This is a genomic window from Corynebacterium sp. Marseille-P8863 (genome assembly GCF_946902955.1).
Lineage (GTDB): Bacteria > Actinomycetota > Actinomycetes > Mycobacteriales > Mycobacteriaceae > Corynebacterium > Corynebacterium gottingense.
In genome coordinates this window covers 54,781-70,402 of sequence record NZ_CAMPQC010000009.1, presented here as the reverse complement: position 1 = coordinate 70,402, position 15,622 = coordinate 54,781, and the positions used below count along the sequence as shown (strand labels likewise).

Below are 15,622 nucleotides of genomic sequence, written 5' to 3'. Positions count from 1 at the left end.
GGCATGACCGAGCCCCATCTGGCCGGCGTCGACTTCGCGCCCGTGCAATCCCCCGATCTCGGCCGCGCGCGGAACGTGTCGCGCCTCCTCGCGCGCTCCGTGCCGGGGCGGAACCTGGGCCGGTTGGCCGACATCGGCGCGTGGGTCGCGGGGGTGCAGGGGGCGTCGACGCCCGCGCCGTTCGCCCACCCGCGCGCGGTCATCGTTGCCGCTCGCCACGGCGTAGCCCAGCGCGGCGTGTCCGCGTGGGAGCCGGACGCAGGCGCGACGCTGCTGGAACAGCTTGAGGCCGGCGCGGGTCCGGCGCACATCGCGGCGCGCGCCGCGGGGGCGTCGGTGCGCGTGGTAGACGAGTTCGACGAGGTCACCGGTGCGATCGACGTGGAGCCCGCGATGACCACGCAGCAGTGCGCCGCCGCCATCGCGCGGGGCATGGAGGTGGCCGACCACGAGGTGGATTCCGGCACCGACCTCATCATCCCCGGCAACGTGGGCGTCGGCGATACCACGGTTGCCGCCGCGGTGTACGGCACGCTCACGCGCACCGAGCCGGTCAAGGCGATCGGCCGCGGCTCCGGGATCAACGACGAGGTGTGGAAGGTCAAGGTCGCCGCGATCCGCGACGCAATGTTCCGCGCCCGCACCATCGCCGACGACGTTGAGCGCGTGCTCGCGGAGATCTCTGGCCCCGACATGGCCTTCCTCGTGGGCCTCGTCGCCCAGTCCGCGGCGCGCAGGACGCCAGTGCTTATCGACGCCGCGCTCCCCTCCGTCGCCGCCTACGCAGCCGAGCGACTCGCCCCCGGCACGAAGCGCTGGTGCATCGCCGGCGGGGTAAGCCCAGAGCCGGCGCACATCGGCTGCCTCCAGGCGCTCGAGCTGACCCCGGTGCTTGCCCTGGACATGACCACGGGCCAGGCGGCGGGCGCGCTGACCGCGCTGCCGCAGGTCAACATGGCCGCGGAGATGGCGGCCGAGGCGCTCACGCAGCTGCGTGCCACGAGCCGGCCGGAGCCGCGCTAGGCCGGGTGAGGCGCTCTACGCCTCAACCAGCGTGACGTTCCACCCGTGGGTGTCCTCCACGCTGCCGTTCTGGATTCCCCGCAGGCGCTCGCGCAGCGACATCGTGATCGGGCCGGCCTCGTTGTTGTTGATGGTGAACTCGCCGTCCGCACTACGCACGCGCCCCACCGGGGTGAGCACCGCAGCGGTGCCGCACGCCAGCGTCTCCGTGATCGTGCCGTTTTCCACTCCCTCGCGCCACTGTTCCACGGCGATCTTGCGCTCCTCAGTGCCCAAGCCGGCGTCTTCCGCGACCTGGAGCAGCGACTTGCGGGTGATGCCGGCGAGCAGCGAACCGGACAGCGCCGGGGTGACCAGTGTGGCGTCGTCCCCGGAGCCCTCGACGAACATGAGGTTCATGCCGCCCATCTCCTCGATGTACTTGCGCTCGATGGCGTCGAGCCAGACCACCTGGTCGCAGCCCTTCTCCTGGGCCTCCGCCTGCGCGAGCAGCGAGCCCGCGTAGTTGCCGGCGAACTTTGCGTCGCCAGTGCCGCCCGGCGCGGCGCGGACGTACTCCTTAGACACCCACACGGAGACCGGCTTCACGCCGCCGGAGAAGTACGCGCCCGCGGGCGACGCAATGACGTAGAACGTGTACGAATGGGAGGGCTTGACGCCCAGGGTCTTCTCGGTGCCGATCATGAAGGGCCGCAGGTACAGCGCGGCCTCGCCGCCCGCCTCGGGCACCCACGCCTTATCGATGCTCACCAGCTGGCGCAGCGACTCGATAAACAACTCCTCCGGCAGCTCCGGCATGGCCAGACGATGGGCGGAGTGCTGCATACGCTTCGCGTTCTGCTCTGGCCGGAAGGTGCTGATGGAGCCGTCGGCGTGGCGGTACGCCTTCAGGCCCTCAAAAATGGCCTGCCCGTAGTGGAAGACGTTGGTCGCGGGGTCCAGGGAGACGGGCCCGTACGGGCGCACCTGCGCGTCGTGCCAGCCCTTGTCCTCGGTCCACTCGATGGAGACCATGTGGTCGGTGAACTCTTGCCCAAACGCCGGGTCGGCCAAAATGGCTTCGCGCTCCGCGTCGGTTGCGGGGTTCGGGTGTTGCGAAATGGAGAAGTCTAGCGTTGTCATGCGCCCCACCCTACTCGGGCGGTACCCCGCCGGAGCCCGAGTACGCTGAATAGGGCTGGAATTTATTCAGCAAAGCTTATCGACGATTCCCTGATCGAAAGGTAACCCAACATGACTTTCACTTGCGCACTCCCCGCCCGCGGCACCACCGCGGCGCTGACGTTGGCGGATTCCGCCCCGTTGCAGGCCGCGCGCCTGATCCCGGTCGCTGCGGGCCAGGACGGCGTCGAGCTGCCCGTGACCGCGCTGACTGCGGACGGCGTCCTCGACGCCCTGGCGAAGGTGGGCGCAAAGGGCGCGGCCGGCGAGCTGCACCGCGTCGTGGTCGACGGCACCCTGTTTATCGCTTACGGCTTGGGCCCTGCCGACGAGGTTGACGAGGAGTCCGTGCGTCGCGGCGTCGGCACGGCGGCGCGCAGCCTCTCCGGCATCGAGGAGGTCGCGGTGAGCACGGAGTTTGGCATGGGCCCGATAGTGGAAGGCCTGCTGCTGGGCTCCTACTCCTACCAGGGCTTGAAGTCCGCGGAGGAGGACGCCCCCGCCCCGGTCGCGGTGACGGTCGTTGCGGGCGACGAGGAGCGAGCAGCGTTCGACCGCGCGCGCATCATCGCGGAGTCCGTCAACCTGGCGCGCGACCTGGTCAACACGCCGGCAAACTACCTCTACCCCGAGGCGTACGCCGAGATCATGCGCGAGGTCGGCGAGCAGGTCGGGCTGAGCGTCGAGGTCTTTGATGAGCAGTACCTGGAGGACCACGGCTTCGGCGGCATCACCGCTGTGGGCAAGGGCTCGGCCCGCCCGCCGCGCCTGGTGCACCTGTCCTGGGCTCCGTCAACCGCACAGGACGGCGAGGTGGCAAGCGCCGCGTTGGTGGGCAAGGGCATCACCTTTGATACCGGCGGTATCTCCCTGAAGCCGGGCGCGCACATGGAGGACATGATCAGCGATATGGGCGGCTCCGCGGCCCAGCTGGCGTCCATCGTCGCCGCGGCACGCCTCGAGCTGGCCATGCCTATCGACGCCTGGCTACCCCTCGCCGAGAACATGCCGTCCGGCTCCGCCACCCGGCCGGGCGACGTGATCACCCACTACGGCAGGCTGACCTCGGAGATCCTCAACACCGACGCGGAGGGCCGCCTGGTGCTGGCCGACGCTATGGCGCGCGCAGCGGAGGACAAGCCCACCTACCTCATCGAGACAGCCACGCTCACCGGCGCGCAGATGGTGGCGCTCGGTACCCGCACCGCCGGTGTGATGGGCACGGAGGAGCTGCGCGACCGCATCGCGGAGAACGGCCGCGCCGTCGGCGAGCCTGCCTGGTCCATGCCGCTGCTCGAGGAGCAGGAGGCGCAGCTGAAGTCCCCGATCGCGGACATCCGCAACACCCACAACGCGCGCACCGGCGGCATGCTGTTCGCCGGCCTGTACCTCTCCAAGTTCTCCGGGGAGGACAACGGCACGCAGTGGGCGCATATCGACGTCGCGGGCCCGGCCTTCAACACCGACTCGCCATTCGGCTACACCCCAAAGAGGGCAACCGGCGCGCCGGTTCGCACCATTGTGGAGACGCTCACGCAGCTTGCGGGTGAGTAGGTGTGGCCGGGGGCGTTAGCGTCGATAAGCGATGAGCCCCTAGCTGTAGGGGTCCTCGCCGCGCTCGAACTTGGCGCGGCGCTGCCGCTGCTCCTCGCGCTTGCGCAGAATGCGCTCCTGCTCCATCTTCTTACGCATGCGGTCGGGATACCCGGTCTCTTCGACGTCGTAGAGCGAGATGCTTAGCAGCGTGGCCACCTGGTCGATGCCTTTCGGCCCGCCGATGCGGCGACGGGTGTAGTTGCCCAGCTCATCGACGAGCACGACCGACATCTCATTGACCATGGTCTCCGGCTCAATGTAGCCCTCGACAAACTTGCGGCCACGCACCCACTGCTTCAGGTACTCGGCGTCGTCCGGGCGAATCGTTCCGCCTGGCGCGCGCGGGGGTTTGAAACTGGAGGACTGTTTCCGTTTGCCGAAAAGGTTAAACACGCGCCTTATCTTACGGAACCGGCGCACGGGCGAGGCGATGCCGCCCGGCTGAGGCCCCACCGATGGTGCCCCCAAACGCGACGAATACGGGAGAATACGGGTAGCCTGTTTTCTGTATAGCTTCCGTTACAACCTTGAACTACGAGGAGACTGAGAAAACATGGCGCACTCTGTAGAGATGCCCGAGCTGGGCGAGTCTGTCACCGAAGGCACGATCACCACGTGGCTGAAGGAAGTCGGCGATACCGTCGAGGTAGACGAGCCTCTGCTCGAGGTCTCCACCGATAAGGTCGACACCGAAATACCGTCCCCTGTCGCCGGCGTCCTCATTGAGGTCAAGGCTGAGGAAGACGACACCGTCGAGGTCGGCGAGGTCATCGCCATCATCGGCGAGGAGGGCGAGGAAGCCGCTGGCTCCGCCGACTCCGCCGACAAGGCTGAGGAAAAGGACGAGGCGCAGGACGAGGCCGCAGAGGAAAAGCCGGCTGAGAAGCAGGAAGCCAAGTCCGCACCGAAGGCGTCCGGCTCCGCGACCGACGTCGAGATGCCTGAGCTCGGCGAGTCCGTCACCGAGGGCACCATCACCACCTGGCTCAAGGAGGTCGGCGACGAGGTCGAGGTCGACGAGCCGCTGCTCGAGGTCTCCACCGACAAGGTCGACACCGAAATCCCGTCCCCGGTCGCCGGCACCCTGGTTGAGGTCCTGGCCGATGAGGACGACACCGTCGAGGTCGGCGAGGTCATCGCCCGCATCGGCGACGCGGACGCCGCTGCCGCTGGCGCGGACGACGCAGCCGACGAGACCGAGGCTGAGGAAGAGGCTCCGGCCAAGGCAGAGGAACCGAAGCAGGAAGCTCCGAAGCAGGAGAAGAAGTCCTCCGGCTCGGGCGCTGGCACCAAGATTGAGATGCCGGAGCTCGGCGAATCCGTCACCGAGGGCACCATCACCACCTGGCTCAAGGAGATTGGCGACGAGGTCGAGGTCGACGAGCCGCTGCTCGAGGTCTCCACCGACAAGGTCGACACCGAAATCCCGTCCCCGGTCGCCGGCACCCTGCTGGAGATCCTGGCTGAAGAGGACGACACCGTCGAGGTCGGCGGCGCCATCGCCGTTGTCGGCGACGCAGACGCCGCTGCCGCTGGCGCGGACGACGCAGCCGACGAGGCTGAGGAAGAGGCTCCGGCCAAGGCAGAGGAGCCGAAGCAGGAAGCTCCGAAGGCTGCCCCGAAGCAGGAGGCACCCAAGAAGGAGGCCCCGAAGGCGGGCGCTTCCGAGAAGCTGGCAGACCGCGGTGGCGACGTTCCGTACGTCACCCCGCTGGTGCGCAAGCTGGCCGACAAGCACGGCGTTGACCTCAGCACCGTTGAGGGCACCGGCGTTGGCGGCCGCATCCGCAAGCAGGACGTGCTTGCTGCCGCCAACGGCGAGTCCGCAGCTGACAAGGGCGCTTCCGCAACTGACAAGGGCGCAGCCGAGAAGCCGGCCGCCAAGGGCGCTCGCGCAAACTGGTCCACCAAGTCCGTGGACCCGGAGAAGCAGAAGCTCATCGGCACCACGCAGAAGGTCAACCGCATCCGCGAGATCACCGCTGCGAAGATGGTCGAGTCCCTGCAGACCACCGCCCAGCTCACCCACGTGCAGGAGGTCGACGTCACCCGCGTCGCAGAGCTGCGCAAGAAGGTCAAGCCGGCCTTCGTGGAGAAGCACGGCACGAACATCACCTACCTCGCCTTCTTCATCAAGGCGACGGCCGAGGCGCTGGTCTCCCACCCGAACGTCAACGCGTCCTACAACGCGGAGACCAAGGAGATCACCTACCACTCCGACGTCAACATCGGCATTGCTGTGGACACCCCGCAGGGCCTGCTCGTGCCGGTGATCAAGAAGGCGCAGGACATGGACCTGGCCGAGATCGCCAAGGCCATCAAGGACCTCGCCGAGCGCGCCCGCAACAAGAAGCTGCGCCCGGACGACCTGACCGGCGCTACCTTCACGGTGACCAACATCGGCTCCGAGGGCGCCATGCTGGACACCCCGATCCTCACCCCGCCGCAGGCGGGCATCCTGGGCACGGCGACGATTGAGAAGCGCCCGGTCATTGTCACCGAGGACGGCATCGACTCCATCGCGATCCGCCAGATGTGCTACCTGCCGTTCAGCTACGACCACCAGCTGGTCGACGGCGCAGACGCAGGTCGCTTCATCACCACGATCAAGGACCGCATCGAGGTCGGCGACTTCGAAGCAGACCTCGCCCTGTAATTTCGCCGACTGATCCGGCGCTGGATCAACGGCACAGCCACACAGCGGCCCGGTCCCCCACGAACGGGGCCGGGCCGCTGTGTGCGTTCTGGGACTCCCCCACAGTTCGAGTCACCTAAGGCCCAGACCGTATACTGACAGTGTTTGGCACCACTTTCGACCAAGGAGCACCTGTTGGATTACATCTCCCGTCATATTGGCCCCGACCAGAGCGAGCAGCGGCACATGCTGGACGCGCTGGGTTACGAGTCGCTGGACGCCCTGATTAGTGCGGCGGTGCCGAAGGGCATCCTCGCTGACGGGCCGCTGCAGCTGCCGCAGGCGCTCACGGAGTACGAGGCGCAGGACCGCCTGCGCGAGATCGCAAGCCAGAACACCGTGCTCAAGGCCTTCTACGGCCAGGGCTACAACTCCACGCTCACCCCGCCGGTGATCCGCCGCGGCGTGATCGAGGACGCCGGCTGGTACACCGCCTACACCCCGTACCAGCCGGAAATCTCCCAGGGACGCCTGGAGGCGCTGCTCAACTTCCAGACCATGGTGCAGGACCTCACCGGCCTGGACATTGCCAACGCTTCGCTGCTGGACGAGGCCTCCGCCGCCGCCGAGGCCGTCGGCCTCATGTCGCGCGCGGTGCGCAAGGGACGCAGGGTGCTTCTCGACGCCCGCCTGCACCCCCAAGTCATCACCGTCGCCAGCGAGCGCGCCCGCGCCATCGACCTTGAGGTCGAGGTCGCGGACCTGTCGCAGGGGGTCGTCGGCGAAGACCTCGTCGGCGCCGTGCTGGCCTACCCGGGCACCGAGGGCGACATCGCGGACCCGCGCCCGGTCATCGAGGCGATCCACGAGCGCGGCGGCCTGGTCACCGTCGACGCCGACATCCTCGCCCTGACCGTCCTGGAGTCTCCGGGCGAGCTCGGCGCGGACATCGCGATCGGCTCTACCCAGCGCTTCGGCGTGCCGCTGTTCTACGGCGGCCCGCACGCCGCCTTCATGGCGGTGCCGGAGAAGCTCAAGCGCCAGCTGCCTGGCCGCCTGGTCGGCGTATCCAAGGACGCCGAGGGCTTTCCCGCCTACCGCCTCGCACTGCAGACGCGCGAGCAGCACATCCGTCGCGAGCGCGCCACCTCCAACATTTGCACCGCCCAGGCGCTGCTGGCTGTGGCGGCCTCCATGTACGCCGTCTATCACGGCCCCGCCGGCCTGACCGAAATCGCGCGCACCGTCCACGACTTCGCCGCGCGCTTCGCCGCAGGTGTGGAGGCCGCCGGCGCGCGCGTCAAGCACGCGCACTTCTTCGACACGGTGGCGGTTGAGGTGTCGGACGCGCAGGGGGTCGTCGATAAGCTTGCCCAGGCCGGCTACCTCGTGCGCTCCATCGACGCGACCACCGTCGGCGTGTCCTTCGGCGAGGACACCTCCGAGGCCGACCTTGCGGCACTCCTCGAAGCGTTCGGCGCCACCGCGCCCGAGGACGCCGAACCGCGCCTGCCCGAGACGCTGGAGCGCCGCACGGAGTTCCTCACCCACGAGACGTTCAACGCGATCCACTCCGAGACGCAGATGATGCGCTACATCCGCACCCTTGGCGACAAGGACCTCGCGCTGGACCGCACGATGATCCCGCTCGGCTCCTGCACGATGAAGCTCAACCCCACCGCAGGCCTGGAGACCATCACCTGGCCAGAATTCGCCAACGTACACCCCTTCACCCCGGCCGAGTACACGAAGGGCTGGGCCACGCTTATCGACGACCTGCGCACCTGGCTCATCCGCATCACCGGCTACGCCGAGGTGTCCCTGCAGCCCAACTCGGGCGCGACCGGCGAGCTCGCCGGCCTGCTCGCGATCCGCCGCTACCACGTGGCAAAAGGCGATACCGAGCGCGACATCTGCTTGATCCCGGCGTCGGCGCACGGGACGAACGCGGCGTCGGCAAGCTTGGCCAACCTGCGAGTCGTGGTGATCAAGACCGCCGACGACGGCTCGATCGACCTGAACGACCTCGACGCGCAGCTGGAGAAGCACGGCGAGCACGTCGCCGCCATCATGCTCACCTACCCGTCCACCCACGGTGTGTACGAGGACACCGTGCGCACCGTGGCCGACAAGGTCCACGCGGCCGGCGGCCAGGTCTACATCGACGGCGCAAACATGAACGCGCTCACCGGCATCGCGCGCCCCGGCGACTTCGGCGGCGACGTCAGCCACCTCAACCTGCACAAGACCTTCACCATCCCGCACGGCGGTGGCGGCCCGGGCGTGGGCCCGATCGGCGTGGGCGAGCACCTCATCCCGTTCCTGCCGGGCGACGCGAACGTCTCGCTCGAGCAGGCCTCGGCGCCGGTGCCTGGCGACGCCGGCGTCCCCGTCGCCGCGAGCCTCTACGGCTCCGCGGGCGTGCTGCAGATTTCCTGGGCGTACATCGCCATGAGCGGTGCCGAGGGGCTTAAGGCCGCGACCCAGCACGCGGTGCTCGGCGCGAACTACCTCGCGCGCCAGCTCAACGAGTACTTCCCGGTCCTCTACACCGGCGACAACGGCATGGTGGGCCACGAGTGCATCCTGGACCTGCGCGAGCTGACCGACAAGTCCGGCGTGACCGCAGCGGACGTGGCGAAACGCCTGGTGGACTACGGCTTCCACGCGCCGACGCTGTCCTTCCCGGTCGCTGGCACCCTCATGGTCGAGCCGACCGAATCCGAGGACCTGGCCGAGCTGGACCGCTTCGTCGAGGCGATGCGCTCCATCCACGGCGAGATCCAGGAGATCATCGACGGCCGCGTCGCCTACGAATCCTCCGTGCTGCACCACGCGCCGTTTACCGCCCACTCCGTGGTGCGCTCCGACTGGCCGTACGAGTTCAGCCGCGAGCAGGCGGCCTACCCGGTCGACCGGCTCGTGCACGCGAAGTACTTCCCGCCGGTGCGCCGCATCGACGAGGCATACGGCGACCGCAACCTCGTCTGCGCCTGCCCGCCGCCGGAAGCCTTTGGCATCAACACCGGCGAATAGTCCCCCTCCCACTGAAAGCGAGAACCCTCATGGCTACCTCTCCCCTGCACGCAGCCCACGAGAAGCTGGGCGCCACGTTTACCGATTTCGGCGGCTGGAACATGCCGCTGAAGTACGGCAACGAGCTCGACGAGCACCGCGCGGTGCGCAGCGCCGTCGGCATCTTCGACCTCTCCCACATGGGCGAGATCGACGTCAAGGGCCCCGATGCCGCCGCGTTTTTGGACTACGCCCTGATTTCCAACATGTCCATCCTCAAGGTGGGCAAGGCGAAGTACTCCATGATCGTCGCCGAGGACGGCGGCATCCTGGACGACCTGATCACCTACAAGATGGCCGACGATCACTTCATGGTCGTGCCCAACGCTGCCAATACCGCCACCGTGTGGGCCGCATTTGAAGCGCGCAAGGGCGACTTCGACGTTGAGCTGCGCAACGACTCCGAGGCCGTGGCGCTCGTCGCGGTCCAGGGCCCGAATGCGCTCAAGGTCCTCGAGCCTTTGCTCAGCGACGACGCCGACACACTCGCCTACTACTCCGGCGCCTGGATGACCCTGCGCCCGGCAGGCGGAGGGTCTGTCGAGGTGTTCGTCGCCCGCACCGGCTACACCGGCGAGGACGGCTTCGAGCTGTTCTGCGCCAACGCAGACGCCCAAGCGGTGTGGGACGCCGTGATCGGTTCCGGCACCCCGTGCGGGCTCGCCTCGCGCGACTCGCTGCGCCTCGAAGCGTCGATGCCGCTCTACGGCCACGAGCTCACCACCAACATCACCCCGGTCGAGGCCGGGATGGGCCGCGCCTTTGCCAAGAAGGAAGCGGACTTTGTGGGCAAGGACGCGCTGACCGGCCGCGAGCCGTCCGTGGTCATCGCCGGCCTGACCTCCGAGCAGCGCCGCGCCGCGCGCGAGGGTGCGGAGGTGTTCCTGCCGGGCGCGGAGGAACGCATCGGTGTGGTCACCTCCGGCCAGCCTTCGCCGACGCTGGGCTACCCTGTTGCTCTGGCGCACATCGCGCCAGAGCACGCGGAGGTTGGCACGGCTGTGGAAATTGACATCCGTGGACGTCGCTATCCGTTTACTATCGTAGAGACCCCGTTTTACTCCCGAAAGGACGCCTAACATGGCACTGCAGAAGGACTTCTACTACTCCGAGGACCACGAGTGGATCAACGCCACCCCTGACACCGCCGTCGGCGCCACCGTGCGCGTGGGCATTACCAACGTGGCCGCTGATCGCCTGGGCGAGATCGTCTTCGCCGAGCTGCCGCAGGTGGGCGACACCGTGACCGCCGGCGAGCACTGCGGCGAGGTCGAGTCCACCAAGTCCGTCTCCGACCTGTTCTCCCCGGTCACCGGCACCGTGACCGCCGTCAACGAGGACATCGACGGCGCGTACGAGGCCATCAACAATGACCCGTACGGCGACGGCTGGCTCTTCGAGGTCGAGGTAGAGTCCGTCGGCGAGCTTATGACCGCCGACGAGTACGCCGCAGAGAACGGCGTCGAGGGCTAAACAGCGCTCAACAGGGCTTAACACCCACCACTTCACGCGGGGCTAGAATGCGAAAGCATGACTGCCCCGCGTGACCCATTTTTCCCCGCCGACAAATCCATCCGCGCCGACGCCGCCACCCCGCTCGAGGTGCGCGACCTCGGCGTCGTGCCGTACCAGGAGGCGTGGGACCTGCAGGCGGAGCTCGCGGCGAAGCGCGCCGCGGGCGAGGTCGGCGACACCGTGCTCGTCCTCGAGCACCCCTCCACATTCACTGCGGGCAAGCGCACGCAGCCCGAGGACATGCCCGACGCCGACTACCCCGTCCCCGTGGTCAACGTGGACCGCGGCGGGCGCATCACGTGGCACGGCGAGGGCCAGCTGGTGGTCTACCCCATCATCAAGCTCGCCGAGCCCGTCGACGTGGTCGACTACGTCCGCCGCCTGGAAGAGGCGCTCATTGAGACGGTCCGCGAGGCGGGCGTGACCACCGCCGGCCGCATCGACGGGCGCTCCGGCGTCTGGGTCCCCCACACCACGCGCGCCGCCGACCCGTCGGCACCGACCCGCGACCGCAAAATCGCGGCCCTGGGAATCCGCATCACCCGTGGCGTCACCATGCACGGGCTGAGCCTCAACTGCGACAACACGCTCGCCCACTACGCGCACATCGTCGCCTGCGGCATTGACGACGCCGACGTGACCACCATGAGTCTGGAGTTGGGGAGGGACACGCGGGCGTCGGCAATCGCCCCAAGGCTTCTCCACCACCTCGACCGCGCGCTGTCCGGCGAGCTCACGGTGGCAAACCACACCTTCGCCTCGGCGCCGGACCCCACGAAGGGGCTGAAGAAGCGACCGCGGTAACGCAGTGCTTGACACGTCCGTTAACGTAGGGGGCGTGACTGTAGCACCAGAAGGCCGAAAGCTCCTCCGAATCGAAAAGCGCAACGCGGAGACTCCGATCGAGTCGAAACCGCGCTGGATCCGCAACCAGGTCAAAACGGGACCTGAGTACGAGGACATGAAACAGAAGGTGAAGGGCGCAGGCCTGCACACCGTGTGCCAGGAAGCCGGCTGTCCCAACATCCACGAATGCTGGGAATCCCGCGAGGCGACCTTCCTCATCGGCGGCTCCCGCTGCTCCCGCCGCTGCGATTTCTGCGACATCGCCTCCGGCAAGCCCGACCCGCTGGACCGCGACGAGCCGCGCCGCGTAGCCGAAGAGGTCCGCGGCATGAACCTGAACTACTCCACCATCACCGGCGTGACCCGCGACGACCTTGAGGACGAGGGCGCGTGGCTCTACGCCGAGGTCGTGCGCAAGATCCACGAGCTCAACCCACACACCGGTGTGGAGAACCTCACCCCGGACTTCTCCGGCAAGCCGGACCTGCTCCAGGAGGTCTTCGAGGCCCGCCCCGAGGTTTTCGCGCACAACGTGGAGACCGTGCCGCGCATCTTCAAGCGCATCCGCCCCGCGTTCCGCTACGACCGTTCGCTGGACGTGATCCGTCAGGCGCGCGACTTCGGGCTGATTACCAAGTCCAACCTCATCCTCGGCATGGGCGAGACCCGCGAGGAAATCCTCGAGGCCTTGCAGGACCTGCACGATGCCGGCACCGACATCATCACGATCACCCAGTACCTGCGCCCCGGCCCGACCTACCACCCGATCGACCGCTGGGTGAAGCCGGAGGAGTTCATCGAATACCGCGACGCCGCCTACGACATGGGCTTCGCCGCCGTCATGTCCGGCCCGCTCGTGCGTTCCTCCTACCGCGCCGGCAAGCTCTACGTCCAGGCGATGGAGCACCACGGCCGCGAACTGCCCGAGAACCTCAAGCACCTCAAGGAGACCTCGCAGGGCGAAACGACGCAGGAGGCGTCGACCCTGCTGAAGAAGTACGGCCCGTCGAAGGACCACCCCGTGGTCACGCGCTAAGCGCTGCTTCACGCCCGCCTCACCGGCGGGCGTTTCTTTTTGCTTGCCCGGGGCGTGCCATTAACATTGGCGACATGGCGAAGCAGGATGACAAGGCCGCAGCGAAGGCCGCGAAGAAGGAAGAGCGCGCCGCGAAGCGCGCGAAGAGCAAGCAGACGCGCAGCCAGGTGTGGCAGGCGTTCAAGATGCAAAAGGAGCGCGACAAGGCGCTCATCCCCATCATGCTGGGTTCGGTGCTCGGCGTGGGCCTGCTGTTCTTCCTCATCGGCCTGCTCTGGAGCGGCCAGTGGTTCATGCTGGTCATCGGCCTGCTGCTGGGTGCTGTGCTGGCGATGTGGCTGTTCTCCCGCCGCCTGGAGAAGTCCATGTACGACGAGGTTGGCGACACCCCGGGCGCAGCGGGCTGGACCCTGGAAAACATGCGCAACACCATGGGCATCGTCTGGCTGACCAAGAACGGCGTCCAGGCCAACACCCACATGGACACCATCCACCGCGTCGTGGGCAACCCCGGCGTCGTGCTGGTTGGAGAGGGCAACCGGAACCGCCTCAAGCCGATGATGGCGAAGGAACACAAGCGCGTCGACCGCCTCCTGGCCGGCGTGCCGATCCACGAGGTCTACGCCGGCGACGGCGAGGACCAGGTTCCCGTCCGTGACCTGCAGAAGCACCTGTTGAAACTGCCGAAGAACTACAAGAAGGACGAGGTCTACTCCCTCAACGCCAAGCTCGAAGCGATGGACACCCGCAAGGGCCCTGGCCAGGTCGCCGGCATGCCGGGCGGCCCAATGCCGCGCCAGGCGCAGAACATGGCGGGCATGAACCGCCGCATGCGCCGCATGCAGCAGCGCAAGGGCAAGTAGAGCGACCGGGCGGCAACCGGATACGAACATGCGAATCGACCACACGCACCACGGCAGCGACGATCACTTCGGTATGGGCGTAGAGGCCAGCACGGCGCTGCGCTTCGGCTCAATGCTGCTGACCTCCGGCGCGCCCGCCTACCGAGTCATCCGCGCCGTGAAGCGGTGCGCCCGCGCGCTCGGCTTCGACCACGCGGACGTCATCGTCGGGCTCGACACGCTCACCTGCACGTTCCACCGCGGCGAGCGGTTCCGCACCCTCGCCGCCGTGCTCCCGGTGCCCGGCGTGAACGCCTCGCGCATCGAAGCGCTGGAGAACTTTAGCCGCCACGAACTGCACCACTACGCCACCGCCGAGGAAGTCAACGCGCTTCTCGACGACATCGAGCACATCCACACCCCTCGCTGGAGCCCCCTCGTGGCGTCGCTCGCCGCGGGCCTGGCGTGTGGCGGGTTCGCGATCCTCAACCGCTTCTCCCTGCTCACCGCAGTGCTGGTGGTGATCGCTGCGGGCGTCGGCCAGTTCGTGCGCCAGCGCCTGGCGCACAAGCGATTCCTCCAGCTCGGCGTGGTGATGATCGCCGGCGCCGTCTCCACCATCCTCTTCCTGCTGTTGTCGCTCCTCGTGCCGGGCGCGGACACGCAGCTCTCCGCCGGCTTCGTCGCCGCGATCCTCTACCTCATCCCCGGCTTCCCGCTGTTCGTGGCGCTCAATGACCTGTCGCGCTTCGACTTCAGCGCCGGCATCCCCCGGCTGTTCTACGCGCTCGAAGTGATCGTGGCCATGATGCTCACCGTCGCCGTGATCGCCATGATCACCAGCGCTCCCCCGCCGCCGCACATCGCCGCGGAGCCGGAGCTCGGGTTCTACCTCGCCGCAGCCGTCGCCAGCTTCTTCAGTATCGGCGGCTTTGCCATCATCTTCAACGCCTCACGACGCATGGCGCTCCTCGCCGCGACGCTCGGCACGGTCGCCAACATCCTGCGACTCGTCCTCCTCCACGCCGACATGCGGTACTTCCTCGCGTGCTTCCTCGGCACGCTCACCATCGGCATTCTCGGCCGCTGGCTCGGCCAGCACTTCCACGTCCCGCGCTCCACGGTCACCATCCCCGCGACCGTCGTGATGATCCCCGGCACCACGATCTACGCCGCGATGCAGGAGCTGACCAGCGGCGACGTCACCGGCGGCATCAGCGCCACCACCGAGGTCGTCCTCGCGGTGCTCTTCCTCTCCGGCGGGCTTACCGTCGCCCGCCTCATCACGGACCGCAATTGGGCGTTCCAGCACCACATCGACTTCCGCGAAAACCTCGGCGGCACGCCGGGCTAGTCGCTTATCGACGCCCCCACTTCCCCCTGCTCAGCCGCGGATCACCGTCGTGTTCGTCGCCCGGTCGTGCATACCGCGGCCGTCCGCGTCCACGATCGCGGCCGGGAATACGAACCCGGTCAGGACGGTGCGCAGCGCGGCGCGCCAGAGGCCGACGGGCTCGGTGGCGTCGACACGCGCGACGCCCATACCCAGCATGGCCATCCCAGGCGTGCGAGCCATGAGCCAACCGGTGAGGATACCCAGGACGATCCAGACGAGGTAGGTCAGTGTGGCGGTGTCCCCCAGCGCATCCGTGGTGGCGGTAATCAGCGTCGCGATCGCCCACGCGAGGACCCAGTCGATGAGGACTCCGCCCGCGCGCCGCATTACCGACGCCTGCGAGCCCGGCCCTTCCGCCGGCAACCCCAACGTCTGCCCTGGGTACTCCGGTGTGCCGCCGAACTGGTTCGGCATTTCCGGGCCTTCGCGCCAACTCTTCGATCCTGCCATGGTGACCAAGCCTAGCTGCGCCGCGCGAGCCACGAAAATGGGCGGGG

13 protein-coding genes are annotated in these 15,622 nt (G+C 67.9%); 10 read left to right on the top strand and 3 right to left on the bottom strand.

Translation table 11 applies throughout. From position 1 onward, the window contains the following. Positions 1–3: 3 nt before the first annotated feature. Complete coding sequence (locus OVO38_RS08185; RefSeq protein WP_267208207.1) at positions 4–1,023, top strand: nicotinate-nucleotide--dimethylbenzimidazole phosphoribosyltransferase; 1,020 nt, start codon at positions 4–6, stop codon at positions 1,021–1,023. Between the two features lie 15 nt (positions 1,024–1,038). On the opposite strand, the gene OVO38_RS08180 is transcribed toward OVO38_RS08185, so the two are convergent. Further along, the gene (locus OVO38_RS08180; RefSeq protein ID WP_267208206.1) at positions 1,039–2,145 is read right to left on the bottom strand and encodes a branched-chain amino acid aminotransferase; all 1,107 of its coding nucleotides are present in this window, start codon (positions 2,143–2,145) and stop codon (positions 1,039–1,041) included. A 111-nt stretch (positions 2,146–2,256) separates the two neighbouring features. On the opposite strand from OVO38_RS08180, the gene OVO38_RS08175 reads away from it, so the two are divergent. Further along, positions 2,257–3,738, top strand: a complete 1,482-nt coding sequence (locus tag OVO38_RS08175) for a leucyl aminopeptidase (protein WP_267208205.1) — start codon at positions 2,257–2,259, stop codon at positions 3,736–3,738. 39 nt (positions 3,739–3,777) lie between these two features. Here the strand turns inward: OVO38_RS08175 and OVO38_RS08170 are convergent, their stop codons facing one another. Beyond that, positions 3,778–4,173: an oxidoreductase gene (locus OVO38_RS08170; RefSeq protein ID WP_095534910.1), complete on the bottom strand. Its 396-nt coding sequence runs from the start codon at positions 4,171–4,173 to the stop codon at positions 3,778–3,780. Positions 4,174–4,333: 160 nt separating this feature from the next. On the opposite strand from OVO38_RS08170, the gene sucB reads away from it, so the two are divergent. The 8 genes from sucB to OVO38_RS08130 all read left to right on the top strand — a co-directional run bounded on the left by sucB (position 4,334) and on the right by OVO38_RS08130 (position 15,083). Next, positions 4,334–6,436: a 2-oxoglutarate dehydrogenase, E2 component, dihydrolipoamide succinyltransferase gene (sucB, locus tag OVO38_RS08165; RefSeq protein WP_267208204.1), complete on the top strand. Its 2,103-nt coding sequence runs from the start codon at positions 4,334–4,336 to the stop codon at positions 6,434–6,436. Positions 6,437–6,610: 174 nt separating this feature from the next. After that, the gene (gcvP, locus tag OVO38_RS08160) at positions 6,611–9,451 is read left to right on the top strand and encodes an aminomethyl-transferring glycine dehydrogenase (RefSeq protein ID WP_267208238.1); all 2,841 of its coding nucleotides are present in this window, start codon (positions 6,611–6,613) and stop codon (positions 9,449–9,451) included. A 29-nt stretch (positions 9,452–9,480) separates the two neighbouring features. Further along, the gene (gene gcvT / locus OVO38_RS08155) at positions 9,481–10,569 is read left to right on the top strand and encodes a glycine cleavage system aminomethyltransferase GcvT (protein ID WP_267208203.1); all 1,089 of its coding nucleotides are present in this window, start codon (positions 9,481–9,483) and stop codon (positions 10,567–10,569) included. Between the two features lies 1 nt (position 10,570). Next, positions 10,571–10,963 (top strand): glycine cleavage system protein GcvH, encoded by a 393-nt coding sequence (gene gcvH, locus OVO38_RS08150; protein ID WP_095278151.1) that lies wholly within the window; start codon positions 10,571–10,573, stop codon positions 10,961–10,963. A gap of 57 nt (positions 10,964–11,020) precedes the next feature. Next, positions 11,021–11,809 carry a lipoyl(octanoyl) transferase LipB gene (lipB, locus tag OVO38_RS08145; protein ID WP_267208202.1) on the top strand — a complete coding sequence of 263 codons (789 nt, stop codon included), beginning with the start codon at positions 11,021–11,023 and terminating at the stop codon, positions 11,807–11,809. Between the two features lie 34 nt (positions 11,810–11,843). Further along, positions 11,844–12,887 carry a lipoyl synthase gene (gene lipA / locus OVO38_RS08140; RefSeq protein WP_144717496.1) on the top strand — a complete coding sequence of 348 codons (1,044 nt, stop codon included), beginning with the start codon at positions 11,844–11,846 and terminating at the stop codon, positions 12,885–12,887. A gap of 74 nt (positions 12,888–12,961) precedes the next feature. Next, the gene (locus OVO38_RS08135; protein WP_095278158.1) at positions 12,962–13,750 is read left to right on the top strand and encodes a DUF4191 domain-containing protein; all 789 of its coding nucleotides are present in this window, start codon (positions 12,962–12,964) and stop codon (positions 13,748–13,750) included. Between the two features lie 28 nt (positions 13,751–13,778). Beyond that, on the top strand, positions 13,779–15,083 hold the full coding sequence (locus OVO38_RS08130; protein WP_144717494.1) for a threonine/serine ThrE exporter family protein: 1,305 nt from the start codon (positions 13,779–13,781) through the stop codon (positions 15,081–15,083). A gap of 30 nt (positions 15,084–15,113) precedes the next feature. Here OVO38_RS08130 and OVO38_RS08125 read toward each other — a convergent pair whose 3' ends face one another. Beyond that, the gene (locus OVO38_RS08125; protein ID WP_095534918.1) at positions 15,114–15,575 is read right to left on the bottom strand and encodes an RDD family protein; all 462 of its coding nucleotides are present in this window, start codon (positions 15,573–15,575) and stop codon (positions 15,114–15,116) included. Between the last annotated feature and the right edge of the window lie 47 nt (positions 15,576–15,622).

Excerpts from the sequence above, each read along its gene's own strand:
- gcvH (WP_095278151.1), top strand. The coding sequence starts at position 10,571 with ATGGCACTGCAGAAGGACTTCTACTACTCCGAGGACCACGAGTGGATC.
- OVO38_RS08130 (WP_144717494.1), top strand. The coding sequence starts at position 13,779 with ATGCGAATCGACCACACGCACCACGGCAGCGACGATCACTTCGGTATG.
- OVO38_RS08135 (WP_095278158.1), top strand. The coding sequence starts at position 12,962 with ATGGCGAAGCAGGATGACAAGGCCGCAGCGAAGGCCGCGAAGAAGGAA.
- OVO38_RS08185 (WP_267208207.1), top strand. The coding sequence starts at position 4 with ATGACCGAGCCCCATCTGGCCGGCGTCGACTTCGCGCCCGTGCAATCC.
- lipB (WP_267208202.1), top strand. The coding sequence starts at position 11,021 with ATGACTGCCCCGCGTGACCCATTTTTCCCCGCCGACAAATCCATCCGC.
- sucB (WP_267208204.1), top strand. The coding sequence starts at position 4,334 with ATGGCGCACTCTGTAGAGATGCCCGAGCTGGGCGAGTCTGTCACCGAA.
- OVO38_RS08175 (WP_267208205.1), top strand. The coding sequence starts at position 2,257 with ATGACTTTCACTTGCGCACTCCCCGCCCGCGGCACCACCGCGGCGCTG.
- OVO38_RS08180 (WP_267208206.1), bottom strand. The coding sequence starts at position 2,145 with ATGACAACGCTAGACTTCTCCATTTCGCAACACCCGAACCCCGCAACC.
- OVO38_RS08125 (WP_095534918.1), bottom strand. The coding sequence starts at position 15,575 with ATGGCAGGATCGAAGAGTTGGCGCGAAGGCCCGGAAATGCCGAACCAG.
- gcvT (WP_267208203.1), top strand. The coding sequence starts at position 9,481 with ATGGCTACCTCTCCCCTGCACGCAGCCCACGAGAAGCTGGGCGCCACG.